The sequence below is a fragment of the Paraburkholderia sediminicola genome (genome assembly GCF_046027825.1).
GTDB lineage: Bacteria > Pseudomonadota > Gammaproteobacteria > Burkholderiales > Burkholderiaceae > Paraburkholderia > Paraburkholderia sediminicola_D.
In genome coordinates this window covers 40,604-56,344 of record NZ_JAQQDU010000032.1, presented here as the reverse complement: position 1 = coordinate 56,344, position 15,741 = coordinate 40,604, and the positions used below count along the sequence as shown (strand labels likewise).

The following is a 15,741-nucleotide window of genomic DNA, read 5'->3' as shown; positions in this document are numbered from 1 at the left end:
TGACTCATGGATACGTCCAGCATCAACGCCCAAAGCATTTTCGACGATAACGCCGCCATGCTGAAGTTGAGCTGGCTGACGGGGCATGAAGGCTGGGAGCGCGGTTTTTCTTCGGAATCCGTCGCCAATGCCACGTCGAGCGCCGACCTCGTCGGCCACTTGAACCTGATCCACCCGAACCGGATCCAGGTGCTCGGCGACGCCGAAATCGACTACTACAAGCGCCAAACCGACGAAGACCGCTCGCGCCACATGGCCGAGCTGATCGCGTTGGAGCCTCCGTTTCTGGTGGTGGCGGGCGGCGTCGCCGCTCCGCCGGAACTGGTGCTGCGTTGCACGCGTTCGTCCACGCCGCTCTTCACCACGCCTATGTCTGCCGCCGCGGTGATCGACAGCCTGCGCCTCTACATGTCGCGCATTCTCGCGCCGCGCGCTACGCTGCACGGCGTGTTTCTCGACATTCTCGGCATGGGCGTGTTGCTCACCGGCGATTCCGGCCTCGGCAAAAGCGAACTCGGGCTGGAATTGATCAGCCGCGGCCACGGCCTTGTTGCCGACGACGCGGTGGATTTCGTGCGTCTCGGGCCGGATTTTGTCGAAGGGCGCTGCCCACCGCTGCTGCAAAACCTGCTCGAAGTGCGCGGTCTCGGCCTGCTCGACATCAAGACGATCTTCGGTGAAACCGCGGTGCGCCGCAAAATGAAGCTGAAACTGATCGTGCAACTGGTGCGCCGTCCCGACGGTGAGTTCCAGAGGCTGCCGCTGGAAAGCCAGACCGTCGACGTGCTCGGCTTGCCGATCAGCAAAGTCACGATTCAGGTGGCAGCCGGCCGAAACCTCGCGGTTCTGGTCGAGGCGGCCGTGCGCAACACGATCCTGCAACTGCGCGGCATCGATACGCTGCGCGATTTCATGGATCGCCAGCGTCTGGCGATGCAGGACCCGGACAGCCAGTTTCCCGGCAAATTGATCTGAATCCGCGGCACCCTCGCGGCACCGTGCCACCCCCGCAGCCAACGGCCAAGCTGCGGCGGCCCGCGCACGGGGACCAGATGCTATGATGAAATGTACGGATTTCACGATTCCATGCGCATAATTCTGATCACCGGTATTTCCGGCTCCGGCAAGTCAGTTGCCCTGAACGCGCTTGAAGACGCAGGCTATTACTGCGTCGACAATCTGCCGCCGCGTTTTTTGCCGCAACTGGCCAGCTTCCTCGCCGACGACGGCCATGAACGCCTCGCGGTCGCCATCGACGCGCGCTCGAGCGCTTCGCTCGACGAAATGCCCGCGATGATCCGCGACCTGTCGCGCGCCCACGACGTGCGCGTACTCTTCCTGAACGCGAGCACGCAGTCGCTGATTCAACGCTTCTCCGAAACGCGCCGCCGCCATCCGCTGTCTGGTTCCACCGCGCACGATGCAGACGTCGGCTTGTTGACGTCGCTCGCCGAAGCGATCGAACGTGAACGCGAACTCGTGGCGGGCCTCGCCGAATTCGGCCATCAGATCGACACCAGCAATCTGCGCGCGAATGTGCTGCGCGCGTGGGTCAAACGCTTCATCGAACAGGAAGATGCGGGGCTCGTGCTGATGTTCGAGTCCTTCGGCTTTAAACGCGGCGTGCCGCTCGACGCCGATTTTGTTTTCGACGTACGCACGCTGCCGAACCCGTACTACGATCATGAATTGCGGGCGCTCACAGGCCTCGACCAACCGGTGATCGACTTTCTCGATGCGCTACCGGTCGTGCATGAAATGATCGACGACATCGAAAAGTTTCTCGCCAAATGGCTGCCGCATTTCCGTGACGACAACCGCAGTTATCTGACGGTCGCGATCGGTTGCACCGGCGGCCAGCACCGCTCGGTGTTCATTGCGGAGACGCTCGCCGCGCGTCTCGCAGCTTCAGCAAATGTCATTGTGCGGCACCGCGATACGCCGGTGAATGCCGACGAATCATCGAAGTTAGTGGCTTAACCGGCCGCATCGCGCGGCCTCAACTCGAAGCGTTGCGCCATGCCTTCTTCTACTGTGCTTGCCGATGTGCCGCTGTTTCCGCTGCATACGGTGTTGTTCCCCGACGGACTACTGCCGCTGAAAATCTTCGAAGCGCGCTACCTTGATATGGCGCGTGACTGTCTGCGCGAAAAAACGCCGTTCGGCGTGTGTCTGCTGAAAAGCGGCGCGGAAGTGGCGCGCGAAGAAGAGCCTTCGGTGCCCGAAGCAATTGGCTGTCTCGCCGAAATCGAAGAGTGCGATGTCGAAGCCTTCGGCATGCTACTGATTCGCGCGCGCGGCACACGGCGATTTCGCCTGCTGTCGCATCGTGTGGAGAGTAGCGGCTTGCTGGTCGGCATGGCCGAGCCGCTCGGCGAAGACATACCGCTCGAAGGCAATGAGCAACTGGCCAAATTCGGCGCATGTGCGGAAGTGCTCGAACGTATCATCGCAACGATCCGCGAACGCGACCCGGACAGCCTGCCGTTCGCGGAACCGTTCAGACTGGAAGATCCGTCATGGGTGTCGAACCGTCTCGCGGAAGTGTTGCCGATCGCCCTTCGTGCAAGGCAAAAGCTGATGGAATTGCAGGACGCCGGCGCGCGAATCGACGTGGTTCACCACTACATGCAGCAGCATCAACTGCTTTGATTTGACGTGCTTTTTGCCCGGAGTTGGCTAGATCAGCGAGCCCTGCAGACTATCCAGTAGTTTGCGCACTGGTGCGGGCACACCGAACGAGTCGAGATCGCTTAATGCGACCCATGCGGTATCCGCGTCGCCTGCCGCGGCAAATGCGCCCACACCGCGATCCAGTTCAGCGAGCCGCGGCTCGATATCCAGCTTGAAATGCGTAAAGACGTGCGTAAGCGGCGCGAGCGGCGAGACCGCTCCGTCGCCACCGAAGGCGCGCGCACGCTCGGCGAGCGCGGCTTCGTCGGCCGCTTCGGGCAGGCTCCACAAGCCGCCCCAGATGCCTGACGGCGGACGCTTTTCCAGCATCACGGCGTTACCGTCGCGCAGCACCAGCATCCACGTGCGGCGTGTCGGCACCGCTTTCTTCGGTCGTGCCGTGGGCAGCACGCGTTGACGTCCGGTCACGTTGGCGACGCAGTCGGGGGCGAACGGGCAGCGCAGGCAGTCCGGCTTGCCGCGCACGCACAACGTTGCGCCGAGGTCCATCAGACCTTGCGTGTACGCACTGACGTCGTCGTCCGTTGCGTTGGACGGCAGCAACGATTCCGCCAGCGTCCACATCGCGTTCTCGACTTTCTTTTCACCCGGAAAACCTTCGACACCGAAAACCCGCGCCAGCACGCGCTTCACATTGCCGTCGAGAATCGTCGCGCGCGCGCCGAACGCGAAAGAGGCGATCGCCGCCGCCGTCGAGCGGCCGATGCCCGGCAATTCCGCCAACTCGTCGGCCGACGCAGGAAACGCGCCGCCATGCTGCTCGACCACCACCTGCGCGCAGCGGTGCAGATTGCGTGCGCGCGAGTAATAGCCGAGCCCGGCCCACAATGCCATCACGTCGTCTGCCGGCGCGGCGGCGAGCGAGGCAACATCCGGACAACGCGCAAGAAACTTTGCGTAGTACGGAATCACCGTCGATACCTGGGTCTGCTGCAGCATGATTTCCGACAGCCAGATGCGATACGGATCGCGCGTGTTCTGCCATGGCAGGTCATGCCGGCCATGCTGGCGCTGCCACGCAATCAGCCGCGCGGAAAAATCAGACATGACGGGAAAAGCAGGCGCAGCGGACGGGACAGACGGGCTTAGACGAGAAGGCATCGAAAATTTAGCGCTGACAGGTGGGACAGAAGTACGTAGAACGCTGCCCCTGCACGATCTGTTTGATCGGCGTTCCACACACGCGGCATGGCAGCCCCGCGCGATCATAGACGAAATAGTCGAGCTGGAAGTAACCGCTTTCGCCATCACTGCCGACGAAATCGCGCAGCGTGCTGCCGCCCTTTTCGATCGCTGCAGCGAGCGTAATGCGTACCGCGTCCGCCAGCAAATCGTAGCGCACGAGCGAAACGCGGCCCGCCGCGGTGGTGGGCCGGATACCTGCACGAAAGAGGCTTTCGGATGCATAGATATTGCCCACGCCGACCACGATCTCCCCCGCCAGCAACGCCTGCTTCACCGACACCTTGCGCCCCCGCGTGAGCCGGTGCATCAACGCGCCGGAGAATGCCGGCGAAAACGGCTCGACACCAAGGCCCGCGAGCAGCGGATGCTCGAGCACGTCACCGGCTTCGCGCGGGTGCCACAGCACCGCGCCGAAACGCCGCGGATCGCGATAGCGCAAAATGAATTCGTCGAAAATCCAGTCGATGTGATCGTGTTTTGCTGCGGCCGGTGGCTGCGGCACATGGCGCAGCACACGCAGCGTGCCGGTCATGCCCAGATGCACAATGAACCAGCCGGCGTCGATTTCGAACAGCAGATACTTGCCGCGCCGCTCAACCTTGCGCACCACGCTGCCGCGCAAGGTTTTCGCAAGGTCCGCCGGAATCGGCCAACGCAGCGCGGGCGTGCGTACATCGACGCGTTCAACCTTGCGGCCGGACACATACGGTTCAATTCCCCTTCGGGTAACCTCAACTTCTGGCAACTCTGGCATGTCTAACTGGTCTGCAACTTGCGTCGTTGGTTGTGCGCGTATTGTAGCGAGCGCGTTACAATCGTCCGAAACATTGAACGGATTTCCATGAACTTGTCCTTCGTGAAGCTGTTTTCGAAGCGCCCGGCTAGCGCATCCCGCGTGCCGCACGCCGTGTCCGCTCGCCGCATGCTCGGTGCCGCCGCGCTCGCCGTCTGGGCCCTGGCTGCCGTGCCCGCGCACGCGCAGGACCCATCGCCAGACTCGGATGACACATCCGTCACCCTGCCGGACCCACTCGGCCCGGCGACGGCAGAAGACCAGAAATCTCTGCCGGGCGTGCCGCTGTCCAGCCAGATCGTATTCCAGGTGCTCGCCGCTGAAGTCGCCTTGCAACGCGACCAGCCCGCGCCCGCCTACCAGACCTACCTCGCGCTTGCGCGCGACACGCACGATCCGCGCATGGCGCAACGCGCCACGGAGATCGCGCTGGCCGCGCAAAGCCCGTCGGACGCGTTGGCCGCCGCGCAATTGTGGCAGCAGTATGCGCCCGATTCGGAACGCGCCGCACAACTCGACGCGTCTCTGCTCGTGCTGTCCGGCAAGCCCGACGACGCCTCGCCGATCCTCGCCCGTGAACTCGCGAAAGTGCCCGCCGACAATCGCGGCAGCGCGATTTTGGCGCTACAACTGCTGCTCTCGCGCGGTCCGAACCGGATCGGCGGCTTGCATGTGCTGCAAGACCTGCTGAAGAACGACCTGAACCGGCCGGAAGCGCAACTGGCCATCGCGCGCCAGCAGCTCGTTTCGGACGACGCGCCGGGCGCGCGCAAGTCGCTCGAACAGGCGCTCACGCTCAAGCCGGACTATTTGCCGGCCGCGCTGACGCTGTCGCAGATGGGTCCGGAAGAGCGCGCGGAAGGCATCGCATCGCTCGAAAAGTACGTGCAGCAGAATCCGAAATCGCATGACGCGCGTCTCGCACTCGCCCAGATGTATCTCGCGAGCGACCGTCTGGACGACGCGCAGAAGCAGTTCGAGGTCATGCACAAGAACAACGCGAGTGACCTCACGCCGTTGATGGCACTCGCGCTGATCAAGATCCAGCAGAAGAATTTCAACGACGCGCAGACCTACCTCACGCAGTATGCGCAGCAAGCTGAAAAAACGCCGGGCGCCGATCCGGGCCAGGCGTATATCTATCTTGCGCAACTGTCGCTCGAACAGAAGAACGACGCGGCGGCGAGCGACTGGTTAAACAAGATTTCGCCCGCGAGCCAGCAATACGTGCCGGCGCAGATCACGCGTGCGCAATTGCTCGCCAAGCAGGGCAAGACCGAAGACGCGCGCAAGCTGCTGGCCGGTCTGCAGGCGCCCGATCCACGCGACCAGGCACTGATTGCACGCACCGACGCGGCCATTCTGTTCGACGCGAAGCGCTACCCGGAGGCGGAAGCGCGCCTGCAGGACGCTACCGCCAACTTCCCCGACGATCCCGATCTCACCTACGACTACGCGATGTCCGCCGAAAAGAACGGCCATTACGACATCATGGAAGCGCAACTGCGCAAGCTGATCCAGACGCAGCCAGACAACCCGCAGGCGTACAACGCGCTCGGTTATTCGCTGGCCGATCGCAATCAGCGCCTTGCGGAAGCGGACAAGCTGATCGAAAAGGCCTCGTCGCTGGCGCCGAATGATGCGTTCATCATGGACAGCGTCGGCTGGGTCAAATACCGGATGGGTGATACGTCGGATGCAATCAAGTTGCTGCGCAAAGCGTACGACCTCCAGCCGAACGCCGAAATCGGCGCACACCTCGGCGAAGTGTTGTGGAAAACCGGCGCGCAGGATCAGGCTCGCGCCGCTTTCCGCGACGCGCGCAAGCTCGAACCGGACAACGACACGCTAGTCAAAACGCTGCAACGTCTTCAGGTAAACGATCTTTGATGCGTCTTTCCCGCTTGATCTCCTATCCCCGGGCGCCGCGTGGCGTGGCGCTCGGATTCGTAGCGGCAGCGGTTGTCGCGTTGGCCGGTTGTGCATCGGTGAAGCCGCAGGGGCCGTCCACGTCGAACGCGGCGACGTCCGTCACAGCGCAGACCACGCGTGCTTATCAAGGCCGTTTCGCGATCCAGTACGACGATCAGAACGGCCAGCAGCGCAACGCCTATGGCAACTTCAGCTGGCAGGAAACGGGTGACACGGTCACATTGCAATTGCGCAATCCGCTCGGCCAGACACTCGCGATCGTGACTTCGTCGCCGGCTTCCGCCACGCTCGAACTGCCGAACCGCCAACCGCTCACCGCCGACAACGTCTCCACGCTGATGCAGAACGCACTCGGCTTCGCGCTGCCGGTCGAAGGGCTGCGCTACTGGCTACAGCCTTCGCCGGCGCCGACTTCGCGCGCCAGGACCGAGCAGGATGCGGAGCAGCCCTCGCGTCTGAAGCAGATCACGCAGGACGGCTGGACGATCGACTACCTGGCCTATGCCGATGCCCCGGCCACCGGCGTGAAGCGCGTGAACCTGACCCGTTCGGTACCGCCGATCAACATCAAGCTCGTGCTGGATCAGTAGTCGCGCCTGTTCGCACAACTCTTGCCGCTTCTTCGGCGCCGCTATGGCGCATGTAGCCCTGACTCATGATTGAAACGACCGATTCACTGCGCGATTGTCTCGCGCCAGCGAAACTCAACCTCTTCCTGCACATCACCGGCCGCCGGCCGGACGGCTATCACACGCTGCAGACCGTATTCCAGTTGCTCGACTGGGGCGACACGCTGCATTTCAAGCGGCGCGACGACGGGCTCATCACGCGCAGCACCGAGATTGCCGACGTGCCGCCGGAACACGACCTCACCGTGCGCGCAGCAAAGCTTCTGAAGGCGCATACGGGCTCGCCCGCGGGTGTCGATATCGAAATCGACAAGCGTCTGCCGATGGGTGCGGGCCTCGGCGGCGGCAGTTCGGACGCGGCCACCACGCTGCTCGCGCTAAACCGTCTCTGGAAGCTCGATTTGCCGCGTCTGGAACTGCAAGAGTTGGCCTTGAAGCTCGGTGCCGACGTGCCATTTTTTATTTTTGGGAAAAATGCGTTCGCAGAGGGTGTCGGAGAAGCTTTAGTCGTTGTACAATTGCCGCCGCGCCATTTCCTAGTAGTGACGCCGGGGGTTCAGGTTCCAACTGCAGCGATTTTTTCCGAAAAAGCGTTGACAAGAGATTCGAAACCCCTCATAATTACGGACTTTCCTGCAGAACTTAGCTGCAACACTGAATGGCCAGAAAGTTTCGGCCGGAATGACATGCAGCAGGTTGTCGTGGGAAAATACGCGGAAGTAGCGCAAGTGCTGCGGTGGTTTGAAAACATCGCACCAGCGCGGATGTCTGGATCAGGTGCAAGTGTATTTGCAGCGTTCCGTAGTAAAGCTGAAGCAGAAGCGGCGCAAGCCAAACTGCCAGCCGAATGGAGCAGCGCAGTGACTGCAGGTCTCGATCAGCATCCACTCCTTACTTTCGCGTCATAAAGTTTTGCCTCGTCGAACGTTCCCTCGTTCGGTGAAGCTCAAAGTTAGTGTAGGGGAGTCGCCAAGTTGGTTAAGGCACCGGATTTTGATTCCGGCATTCGAAGGTTCGACTCCTTCCTCCCCTGCCAAAATTTCTCGCATTCCCCTCGCCCCCAGCCTGAAGTAGGTGCACGATGAGCAGCCATGACGGCCTGATGGTTTTTACTGGCAACGCAAATCCCGCGCTTGCACAGGAAGTCGTCAATATCCTCGGTATTCCCCTCGGCAAAGCAATGGTTAGCCGTTTCTCAGACGGTGAAATCCAGGTCGAGATTCAGGAAAACGTGCGTGGCAAGGATGTCTTCGTCCTGCAGTCCACCTGCGCGCCGGCGAATGACAATCTGATGGAACTGATGATCATGGTCGATGCGCTCAAGCGCGCATCCGCTGGCCGGATCACCGCAGCCATCCCCTATTTCGGTTATGCCCGTCAAGATCGACGCCCGCGTTCGGCGCGCGTCGCCATCTCGGCGAAGATCGTGGCGAACATGCTGGAAATCGCCGGCGTCGAGCGGATCATTACGATGGATCTGCACGCCGACCAGATTCAAGGCTTCTTCGACATCCCGGTCGACAATATCTACGCTACGCCCGTATTGCTCGGCGATCTGCGCAAGCAGAACTACGAGAACCTGCTGGTCGTTTCGCCGGACGTCGGCGGCGTGGTGCGTGCCCGTGCATTGGCCAAGCAACTGAATTGCGATCTCGCGATCATCGACAAACGCCGCCCGAAGGCGAACGTTGCCGAAGTGATGAACATCATCGGTGAAGTTGAAGGCCGCACCTGCGTGATCATGGACGACATGGTCGACACCGCAGGCACGCTTTGCAAGGCAGCGCAGGTTTTGAAGGAACGCGGTGCGAAGCAGGTGTTCGCTTACGCCACCCACCCGGTGCTGTCGGGCGGTGCAGGCGAGCGTATTGCAGCTTCCGCACTCGACGAACTCGTTGTCACCGATACGATCCCGCTCGGCGAAGAAGCGCGCTCGTGCGCCAAGATCCGTTCGCTGACCAGCGCCGGCCTGCTCGCCGAAACGTTCTCGCGGATTCGCCGCGGCGATTCGGTGATGTCGCTGTTCGCTGAAAGTTAAGTATTTGCGAAGGCGCAGCGCGCGTTGCAGTACCGCACGCTGAGCTTTTGCACAATTGGCATGAACGAACGAAGGTTCGTGCCATCGCTCTGGGGCCTCAGCCATAACGGCTTGGAGGCCCCGTTTTTACTGCCTGGTCGCGGGCAGTGCATTGGAGATTCAAGATGAAAGTAGTCGCTTTCGAGCGTTCTTTGCAAGGTACGGGTGCGAGCCGCCGCCTGCGTATCTCGGGCAAGACCCCGGGTATCGTATATGGCGCTGGTGCTGAAACGCAATTGGTCGAACTGGACCACAACGCACTGTGGCACGCGCTGAAGAAAGAAGTTTTCCACTCGTCGATCCTCGAACTGGAAGTGGCAGGCAAGTCGCAACAGGTTCTGCTGCGCGACGTGCAATACCACCCGTTCCGTCAGCTCGTGCTTCACGTGGACTTCCAACGTGTCGACGCGAAGAAGAAGCTGCACACCAAGGTGCCGCTGCACTTCCTGAACCAGGAAACCAACCCGGCAGTGAAGCAGTCGGGCGCGGTGATCTCGCACGTCCTCAACGAAATCGAAATCGAGTGCCTGCCGTCGGCACTGCCGGAATTCGTCGAAGTCGACCTGGTGAAGATCGAAGCAGGCCACTCGCTGCACGCCAAGGACATCGTCCTGCCGGCAGGCGTGGCACTGGTTGCTCACGTTGAAGCAGAAAACCCGGTCGTCGCATTGGCAACGATCCCGGCTGGCGCAATCGCTGAAGGCGACGCCGCTGCTGCTGCAGGCGAAGGCGAAAAGCCGGCTGCTTAAGCTGCACTGCGCGAGCAATCCTCTCGATCCGTTTCTGTGAAACGGTCGATGTGACCCGCCGAGGTTCGCCCCGGCGGGTTTTTTTTCGGTTTTTTTCGGCTCGGCCGCGTTCGACGCCCGGGCCAGATGGACCTACGCAATCATGATCAAGCTGATCGTCGGGCTCGGCAATCCGGGCGCTGAATACACTGCGACGCGCCACAACGCCGGCTTCTGGCTGGTCGATCAACTGGCGCGCGAAGCAGGCGCGACACTGCGCGACGAGCGGCGCTTCCACGGCTTCTACGCGAAAGCCCGACTTCACGGTGAAGAAGTGCATCTGCTGGAACCGCAGACGTATATGAACCGCTCGGGGCAGTCGGTCGTGGCGGTCGCGCAGTTCTTCAAGATTCTTCCGGACGAAATTCTGGTCGCACACGACGAACTCGATATGCCGCCCGGCAGCGCCAAGCTGAAGCTCGGTGGCGGCAGCGGCGGGCACAACGGGCTGAAGGACATCACTGCGCATCTGTCTTCGCAACAGTATTGGCGGCTGCGGATCGGCATCGGTCATCCGCGCGACCTGATTCCCGAAAGCGCGCGCGCCGGCGCCAAGCCGGACGTCGCCAATTACGTGCTGAAGCCGCCGCGGCGGGAAGAGCAAGACGTGATCGATGCGTCGATCGAACGTGCTTTGGCCGTGATGCCGCAGATCATCCAGGGCGAGCTTGAACGGGCAACGATGCAACTGCATCGCAATAATCCCTGAGCGCACCCTGCCCGCCCCGGTATCGCCGTATCGCATCGACAGGAGAATCGCTTGAGCCGCTACTGGAGTGACATCGTTCACGGTCTGACGCCGTATGTGCCGGGCGAGCAGCCCGTGGTCGCGCATCCGGTGAAGCTGAACACTAACGAGAATCCTTATCCGCCGTCGCCGCGCGTGCTGGAAGCGATTCAGAAGGAACTGGGCGGCGCGGGCGAGTCGCTGCGACGCTATCCCGACCCGACCGCGCGCAAGTTGCGCGAAACGGTCGCCGCGTACCACGGCATTCGCGCGGAGCAGGTGTTCGCGGGAAACGGCTCGGACGAAGTGCTCGCGCTCACCTTCCAGGCATTGCTGAAGCACGATAAACCGTTGCTGTTCCCGGATATCACCTACAGCTTCTACCCGACCTACGCGCGGCTCTTTGAACTCGACTATCGGACCATCGCGCTCGACGACAGCTTCGCCATCCATGTCGACGACTACACAGCGCCTAACGGCGGCGTGCTGTTCCCGAACCCGAACGCACCGACTGGACGACCGCTGCCGCTCGCCGATATCGAGCGTCTGCTGGCGAGAAACACCGAATCGGTTGTGGTCATCGATGAAGCCTATGTCGATTTCGGCGCTGAATCGGCCATTACGCTGATCGACCGCTATCCCAACCTGCTGGTCATTCAAACGGTATCGAAGTCGCGTTCGCTGGCCGGCATGCGTGTCGGCTTCGCGTTCGGCAATCCGGAACTGATCGATGCGCTGAACCGGGTGAAGGACAGCTTCAACTCGTATCCGCTGGATCGTCTCGCGCAAGTGGCGGCCGTCGCTGCATACGAGGACGATGCATGGTTCCGCGACAACTGCGCCAAAGTGATTGCGAGCCGTGAGCGGCTGGCGGCAGGCTTGACGGCGCTGGGCTTCGAGGTGGTGCCGTCGGCGGCAAATCTGCTGTTCGCACGCCACGAAGGCTACGACGCAGCGGCGCTCGTGGCGCGGCTAAGGGAAAAGGAAATCTTCGTGCGCCACTTCAAGGCGGCGCGAATCGACCAGCATCTGCGCATCTCGGTCGGCACCGACGCCGAATGCGACACGCTGTTGGGGGCGCTGCACGACATCTTCAGCGCTTACGTCGGATAACGATCGGGATCACCGCGCGCGCTCATCACCAGGCGTTGACGCAAAAGAAAACGGCGAGGCAGACGCCTCGCCGTTTTCCAACATCATTCAACGCTCACGCGCCCTTCACTGCCTGCAGCGCGTGGTACTTCGCCATCAGACCTTCCGCCGTCTCCAGATGCTCAGGGTCGCGCGGAATGCACTCGACCGGGCACACCTGAATACACTGGGGCTCGTCGAAATGGCCGACACACTCGGTACATTTCTTTGGGTCGATCACGTAGATTTCCGGGCCCATCGAAATCGCGTCGTTCGGGCACTCGGGCTCGCACACGTCGCAATTGATGCACTCGTCGGTAATCATCAAGGCCATACTTCTCTCACTTCACGCCAGCCGGAGCCAGCTTTGATCCGTCAAACCGACAGTTTACGCCGGTTACGGTTGCCCCGCCGACGCACGGTCGTTCGAATCCATTGCAGCAACCTTCTCCTTCAGCCGTTTTTCGACCGACGGGAACACGAACTTGCTGACGTCGCCGCCCAACTGCGCGATTTCACGCACGATGGTGCCCGAAATGAACTGGTATTGATCGGACGGCGTCATGAACATGGTTTCGACGTCCGGCAGCAAATAGCGGTTCATGCCGGCCATCTGGAACTCATATTCGAAGTCCGACACCGCACGCAGGCCGCGCACGATCACCCGCGCGTTATTGCTGCGGACAAAGTCCTTCAATAGCCCTTTGAAGCTCATCACCTGAACGTTCGGGTAGTGCCCGAGTACTTCGTGAGCGATGTCAAGACGCTCTTCCAGCGTGAAGAACGGCTTCTTGTTGCGGCTATCGGCAACGCCCACCACCAGCGTGTCGAAAATGCTCGACGCGCGTCGAACGAGGTCTTCGTGACCGCGCGTCAGCGGGTCGAACGTGCCCGGGTACACGGCGACTACCATGAGACTTCTCCTCTCTTCAGACAAATGGGCACGTCAAAGCGTCCACACGACGCATTTGGCACCGACCGCACGCGTGACGGTACCCGTCCGCTGCTTGTTTTGGAACGCGCATTATTCCTTATTTTCGCGCTGCAGCAAATGAAAGTGGACAGCGCCCGCTTTGCCTTGCCGCACGATTTCCCAGCCGGCGAGCGTCTCGCTCCCATCGAGCTCGAGCGCAGCACCGGCTTCCACGTACAGAAAACCCTCGGGGCTCAACAGCGGCACAGCCAGCGCGAGCGCCTTGTCGAGCAGATCGTCGCCGAACGGCGGATCGAGGAAAACCACGTCGAACGATCCCGGCGCGAGACTCGCAGCGAGGCGCAAGCCGTCGGCTTCCGCGATTTCGATCGTACGTGCCGACAGGCGTTCCTGGTTCGCCCGCAGTTGGCTGGCCGCCCGGGCATTGCGCTCGACCATCAACACCCGCGCCGCGCCGCGCGAGGCGGCCTCGAAGCCGAGCGCGCCACTGCCGGCGAACAGATCGAGGCAGCGCTGGCCGTCCAGCCGTTGGCCGAGCCAGTTGAACAGCGTTTCGCGTACGCGGTCGGGCGTGGGGCGTAGGCCGTCGAGGTCGAGCACGGGCAGCGGCGTGCGCTTCCAGTCGCCGCCGATGATGCGGATGGCGTGCGCTTTGCCGCCTTTGGACGAAGCGCCATGGGCGCGTGAAGGAGCAGAACGGGGCATGCAGTTTCGAGTACGTTATAGGGGCGCCCGCGACGCCGATGCGCGCGGACTGGAGCGCCAACGTTACCACAGGGGCGCACGGCGTCCAGCCTGGCCGTTCGGCCAATACGACGGGCGGCGGCGCGCCTGATAAAATGTGCGGCTTCCAGCGCCTTGCATCCCGCATCGCAACGCTGCCTGCCGCTCCCATGGGCTTGTCCCGGCTGCGCGCATCGGCGCGCGCTCTCACCACGCCAGATCATGTTCAGCTTTTTCAAACGATTCAAGGGTTCGAAAGAGTCCGATAACGCGCCAGAAGAATCGCAGACGGCGCCGGAAGCCTTGGCGCCCCAACCCGCCGTAGAGGCACCGGCAGCGCCCGTCGCGCCGTCGGCGCCGCGTCCGGTGGCTCCCATTAGCGTCGATACGCAGCCGGCTGCCGCGGCGTCCACAAACGAAGTCGAACCCGAAGCACCCACCCTCGAAACCGTCGAAATCGTCCCGCCGCCCACGCAGGACGCGAGCGCGAAGCGTTCGTGGCTCACTCGCCTGAAGACCGGTCTATCGAAAACGAGTTCGAGCCTGACTGGCATTTTCGTCGGCACGAAGATCGACGAGGATCTCTACGAAGAACTCGAAACCGCGCTGCTGATGTCGGATGCGGGCGTCGAAGCCACCGAGTTCCTGCTCGAATCGCTGCGCGAGAAAGTGCGCACCGAGCGCCTCACCGATCCGCAGCAGGTAAAAGCGGCGCTGCGCACGCTGCTGATCGACCTGCTCAAGCCGCTGGAAAAATCGCTGATGCTCGGCCACGCGCAACCGCTGGTCGTGATGATCGCGGGCGTCAACGGTGCGGGCAAAACCACCAGCATCGGCAAGCTCGCCAAACATCTGCAGAGCTTCGATCAGTCGGTGCTGCTGGCTGCGGGCGACACTTTCCGCGCCGCCGCGCGCGAGCAACTCGCAATCTGGGGCCAGCGCAACAACGTGACGGTGGTGTCGCAGGAAAGCGGCGACCCGGCAGCCGTGATTTACGATGCGGTTGGCGCCGCGCGTGCGCGCAAGATCGACGTCATGATGGCGGACACCGCCGGCCGTCTGCCGACCCAGCTTCATCTGATGGAAGAACTGCGCAAGGTGAAGCGCGTGATCGGCAAAGCGCAAGATGGCGCGCCGCATGAGGTGCTGCTGGTGATCGATGCGAACACCGGCCAGAATGGTCTCGCGCAAGTGAAAGCCTTCGACGACGCGCTCGGCCTCACCGGCCTGATCGTCACCAAACTCGACGGCACGGCGAAGGGCGGCATTCTCGCTGCGATCGCACGGCAGCGTCCGATTCCGGTGTACTTCATCGGCGTCGGCGAGAAGGTCGAGGATTTGCAGCCTTTCAGCGCGGAAGAATTTTCGGATGCATTGCTGGGCGGTTGAGCACGGCAACGTTCGTCGCAGAACAAGCAAAAAGGGCGCTCTTCCGAACGCCCTTTTTTCATTCAAACCACTGCATCATTCCGCGTCGGGCTGCGCAGCAGGCGCCGCACGAGCGAACGCGTCGAGCTGCATTGCGTGATCGTAGATGCGCTGAATCGTCGGAAACTTCGCCGTGTCGACGTTGAAGCGCTGTGCGTTGAACACTTGCGGAATCAGACAGGCGTCGGCCAATGTCGGGGTGTCGCCAAAGCACAGCTTGCCAGTGCGCGAATCGCCCGCCAGATGCGCCTCGAGCGTCCCAAAACCCGCTTCGACCCAATGCCTGTACCACGCGTCTTTCGCGTCGTTGTCGACACACAGCGTGTGTTTCAGGTACTTCAGCACGCGCAGATTGTTCAGCGGATGAATCTCGCACGCCACCTGCAACGCTACCGAGCGTATATACGCGCGGTCGGCAGGCGTTCCGGGCAGGAGCGGCGGCTGCGGATGCGTTTCCTCCAGATACTCGATGATCGCGAGCGACTGCGGCATCACTTCGTTGCCGTCGACGAACGTGGGCACGATGCCGTCCACGTTCACCTTGCGGTACTCGGGCTTCAACTGCTCGCCGCCGTCGCGCACAAGGTGCACCGGTACATAGTCGTACGGCAGATTTTTCACGTTCAGCGCGATGCGCACGCGATAGGACGCCGAGCTCCGGAAATAGCTGTAAAGCTTCATGTTATGTGTCTCCCCCAAC

Annotated in this window: 17 protein-coding genes and 1 tRNA gene; 12 read left to right on the top strand and 6 right to left on the bottom strand. The window is 62.0% G+C overall.

Annotated features, from left to right (window positions below; genetic code table 11):
• The first annotated feature begins 6 nt into the window (after positions 1–6).
• The 3 genes from hprK (at position 7) to PQQ96_RS18895 (ending at position 2,652) form a co-directional block, all read left to right on the top strand.
• Positions 7–975: an HPr(Ser) kinase/phosphatase gene (gene hprK, locus PQQ96_RS18905; RefSeq protein WP_012431656.1), complete on the top strand. Its 969-nt coding sequence runs from the start codon at positions 7–9 to the stop codon at positions 973–975.
• 111 nt (positions 976–1,086) lie between these two features.
• Positions 1,087–1,980, top strand: a complete 894-nt coding sequence (gene rapZ / locus PQQ96_RS18900) for an RNase adapter RapZ (RefSeq protein WP_408294857.1) — start codon at positions 1,087–1,089, stop codon at positions 1,978–1,980.
• A gap of 39 nt (positions 1,981–2,019) precedes the next feature.
• Positions 2,020–2,652 (top strand): LON peptidase substrate-binding domain-containing protein, encoded by a 633-nt coding sequence (locus PQQ96_RS18895; RefSeq protein ID WP_408294854.1) that lies wholly within the window; start codon positions 2,020–2,022, stop codon positions 2,650–2,652.
• A 27-nt stretch (positions 2,653–2,679) separates the two neighbouring features.
• On the opposite strand, the gene mutY is transcribed toward PQQ96_RS18895, so the two are convergent.
• Together mutY and mutM are read right to left on the bottom strand one after the other, a co-directional pair.
• Positions 2,680–3,795, bottom strand: coding sequence for an A/G-specific adenine glycosylase (mutY, locus tag PQQ96_RS18890; protein WP_408294851.1), 1,116 nt, complete (start codon positions 3,793–3,795; stop codon positions 2,680–2,682).
• Positions 3,796–3,802: 7 nt separating this feature from the next.
• Positions 3,803–4,633: a bifunctional DNA-formamidopyrimidine glycosylase/DNA-(apurinic or apyrimidinic site) lyase gene (mutM, locus tag PQQ96_RS18885; RefSeq protein ID WP_074285513.1), complete on the bottom strand. Its 831-nt coding sequence runs from the start codon at positions 4,631–4,633 to the stop codon at positions 3,803–3,805.
• Positions 4,634–4,720: 87 nt separating this feature from the next.
• On the opposite strand from mutM, the gene PQQ96_RS18880 reads away from it, so the two are divergent.
• The 8 genes from PQQ96_RS18880 to hisC all read left to right on the top strand — a co-directional run bounded on the left by PQQ96_RS18880 (position 4,721) and on the right by hisC (position 11,938).
• Entirely contained in the window at positions 4,721–6,562 is a 1,842-nt protein-coding gene (locus PQQ96_RS18880) for a tetratricopeptide repeat protein (protein WP_408294848.1), read from the top strand.
• Positions 6,562–7,194: a lipoprotein insertase outer membrane protein LolB gene (gene lolB / locus PQQ96_RS18875; protein ID WP_408294845.1), complete on the top strand. Its 633-nt coding sequence runs from the start codon at positions 6,562–6,564 to the stop codon at positions 7,192–7,194. The genes PQQ96_RS18880 and lolB overlap by 1 nt, the downstream gene beginning before the upstream one ends.
• A 65-nt stretch (positions 7,195–7,259) precedes the next feature.
• Positions 7,260–8,141, top strand: coding sequence for a 4-(cytidine 5'-diphospho)-2-C-methyl-D-erythritol kinase (gene ispE / locus PQQ96_RS18870; protein WP_408294842.1), 882 nt, complete (start codon positions 7,260–7,262; stop codon positions 8,139–8,141).
• Positions 8,142–8,192: 51 nt separating this feature from the next.
• Positions 8,193–8,269 (top strand) — tRNA-Gln (locus PQQ96_RS18865).
• Positions 8,270–8,314: 45 nt separating this feature from the next.
• Entirely contained in the window at positions 8,315–9,271 is a 957-nt protein-coding gene (locus PQQ96_RS18860) for a ribose-phosphate pyrophosphokinase (protein WP_074285517.1), read from the top strand.
• 164 nt (positions 9,272–9,435) lie between these two features.
• The gene (locus tag PQQ96_RS18855; RefSeq protein WP_408294838.1) at positions 9,436–10,059 is read left to right on the top strand and encodes a 50S ribosomal protein L25/general stress protein Ctc; all 624 of its coding nucleotides are present in this window, start codon (positions 9,436–9,438) and stop codon (positions 10,057–10,059) included.
• 142 nt (positions 10,060–10,201) lie between these two features.
• The gene (gene pth, locus PQQ96_RS18850) at positions 10,202–10,807 is read left to right on the top strand and encodes an aminoacyl-tRNA hydrolase (RefSeq protein WP_408294835.1); all 606 of its coding nucleotides are present in this window, start codon (positions 10,202–10,204) and stop codon (positions 10,805–10,807) included.
• A gap of 51 nt (positions 10,808–10,858) precedes the next feature.
• The gene (gene hisC, locus PQQ96_RS18845) at positions 10,859–11,938 is read left to right on the top strand and encodes a histidinol-phosphate transaminase (protein ID WP_408294832.1); all 1,080 of its coding nucleotides are present in this window, start codon (positions 10,859–10,861) and stop codon (positions 11,936–11,938) included.
• A 94-nt stretch (positions 11,939–12,032) separates the two neighbouring features.
• Here hisC and PQQ96_RS18840 read toward each other — a convergent pair whose 3' ends face one another.
• The 3 genes from PQQ96_RS18840 to rsmD form a co-directional block, all read right to left on the bottom strand.
• The gene (locus PQQ96_RS18840) at positions 12,033–12,290 is read right to left on the bottom strand and encodes a YfhL family 4Fe-4S dicluster ferredoxin (protein ID WP_408294829.1); all 258 of its coding nucleotides are present in this window, start codon (positions 12,288–12,290) and stop codon (positions 12,033–12,035) included.
• A gap of 63 nt (positions 12,291–12,353) precedes the next feature.
• Positions 12,354–12,869 carry a pantetheine-phosphate adenylyltransferase gene (gene coaD / locus PQQ96_RS18835; protein WP_408294826.1) on the bottom strand — a complete coding sequence of 172 codons (516 nt, stop codon included), beginning with the start codon at positions 12,867–12,869 and terminating at the stop codon, positions 12,354–12,356.
• 111 nt (positions 12,870–12,980) lie between these two features.
• Positions 12,981–13,595, bottom strand: coding sequence for a 16S rRNA (guanine(966)-N(2))-methyltransferase RsmD (rsmD, locus tag PQQ96_RS18830; RefSeq protein ID WP_408294823.1), 615 nt, complete (start codon positions 13,593–13,595; stop codon positions 12,981–12,983).
• A 240-nt stretch (positions 13,596–13,835) separates the two neighbouring features.
• On the opposite strand from rsmD, the gene ftsY reads away from it, so the two are divergent.
• A complete protein-coding gene (gene ftsY / locus PQQ96_RS18825) occupies positions 13,836–15,002 on the top strand; it encodes a signal recognition particle-docking protein FtsY (RefSeq protein ID WP_408294820.1) in 1,167 nt (388 codons plus the stop codon).
• A gap of 75 nt (positions 15,003–15,077) precedes the next feature.
• Here the strand turns inward: ftsY and maiA are convergent, their stop codons facing one another.
• Positions 15,078–15,722 (bottom strand): maleylacetoacetate isomerase, encoded by a 645-nt coding sequence (gene maiA / locus PQQ96_RS18820; RefSeq protein WP_408294817.1) that lies wholly within the window; start codon positions 15,720–15,722, stop codon positions 15,078–15,080.
• Positions 15,723–15,741 lie beyond the last annotated feature (19 nt).

What these genes read in the sequence shown, in the direction of transcription:
- hprK (WP_012431656.1), top strand. Translation starts at nt 7, where the DNA reads ATGGATACGTCCAGCATCAACGCCCAAAGCATTTTCGACGATAACGCC.
- rapZ (WP_408294857.1), top strand. Translation starts at nt 1,087, where the DNA reads ATGCGCATAATTCTGATCACCGGTATTTCCGGCTCCGGCAAGTCAGTT.
- PQQ96_RS18895 (WP_408294854.1), top strand. Translation starts at nt 2,020, where the DNA reads ATGCCTTCTTCTACTGTGCTTGCCGATGTGCCGCTGTTTCCGCTGCAT.
- mutY (WP_408294851.1), bottom strand. Translation starts at nt 3,795, where the DNA reads ATGCCTTCTCGTCTAAGCCCGTCTGTCCCGTCCGCTGCGCCTGCTTTT.
- mutM (WP_074285513.1), bottom strand. Translation starts at nt 4,633, where the DNA reads ATGCCAGAGTTGCCAGAAGTTGAGGTTACCCGAAGGGGAATTGAACCG.
- PQQ96_RS18880 (WP_408294848.1), top strand. Translation starts at nt 4,721, where the DNA reads ATGAACTTGTCCTTCGTGAAGCTGTTTTCGAAGCGCCCGGCTAGCGCA.
- lolB (WP_408294845.1), top strand. Translation starts at nt 6,562, where the DNA reads ATGCGTCTTTCCCGCTTGATCTCCTATCCCCGGGCGCCGCGTGGCGTG.
- ispE (WP_408294842.1), top strand. Translation starts at nt 7,260, where the DNA reads ATGATTGAAACGACCGATTCACTGCGCGATTGTCTCGCGCCAGCGAAA.
- PQQ96_RS18860 (WP_074285517.1), top strand. Translation starts at nt 8,315, where the DNA reads ATGAGCAGCCATGACGGCCTGATGGTTTTTACTGGCAACGCAAATCCC.
- PQQ96_RS18855 (WP_408294838.1), top strand. Translation starts at nt 9,436, where the DNA reads ATGAAAGTAGTCGCTTTCGAGCGTTCTTTGCAAGGTACGGGTGCGAGC.
- pth (WP_408294835.1), top strand. Translation starts at nt 10,202, where the DNA reads ATGATCAAGCTGATCGTCGGGCTCGGCAATCCGGGCGCTGAATACACT.
- PQQ96_RS18840 (WP_408294829.1), bottom strand. Translation starts at nt 12,290, where the DNA reads ATGGCCTTGATGATTACCGACGAGTGCATCAATTGCGACGTGTGCGAG.
- coaD (WP_408294826.1), bottom strand. Translation starts at nt 12,869, where the DNA reads ATGGTAGTCGCCGTGTACCCGGGCACGTTCGACCCGCTGACGCGCGGT.
- rsmD (WP_408294823.1), bottom strand. Translation starts at nt 13,595, where the DNA reads ATGCCCCGTTCTGCTCCTTCACGCGCCCATGGCGCTTCGTCCAAAGGC.
- ftsY (WP_408294820.1), top strand. Translation starts at nt 13,836, where the DNA reads ATGTTCAGCTTTTTCAAACGATTCAAGGGTTCGAAAGAGTCCGATAAC.
- maiA (WP_408294817.1), bottom strand. Translation starts at nt 15,722, where the DNA reads ATGAAGCTTTACAGCTATTTCCGGAGCTCGGCGTCCTATCGCGTGCGC.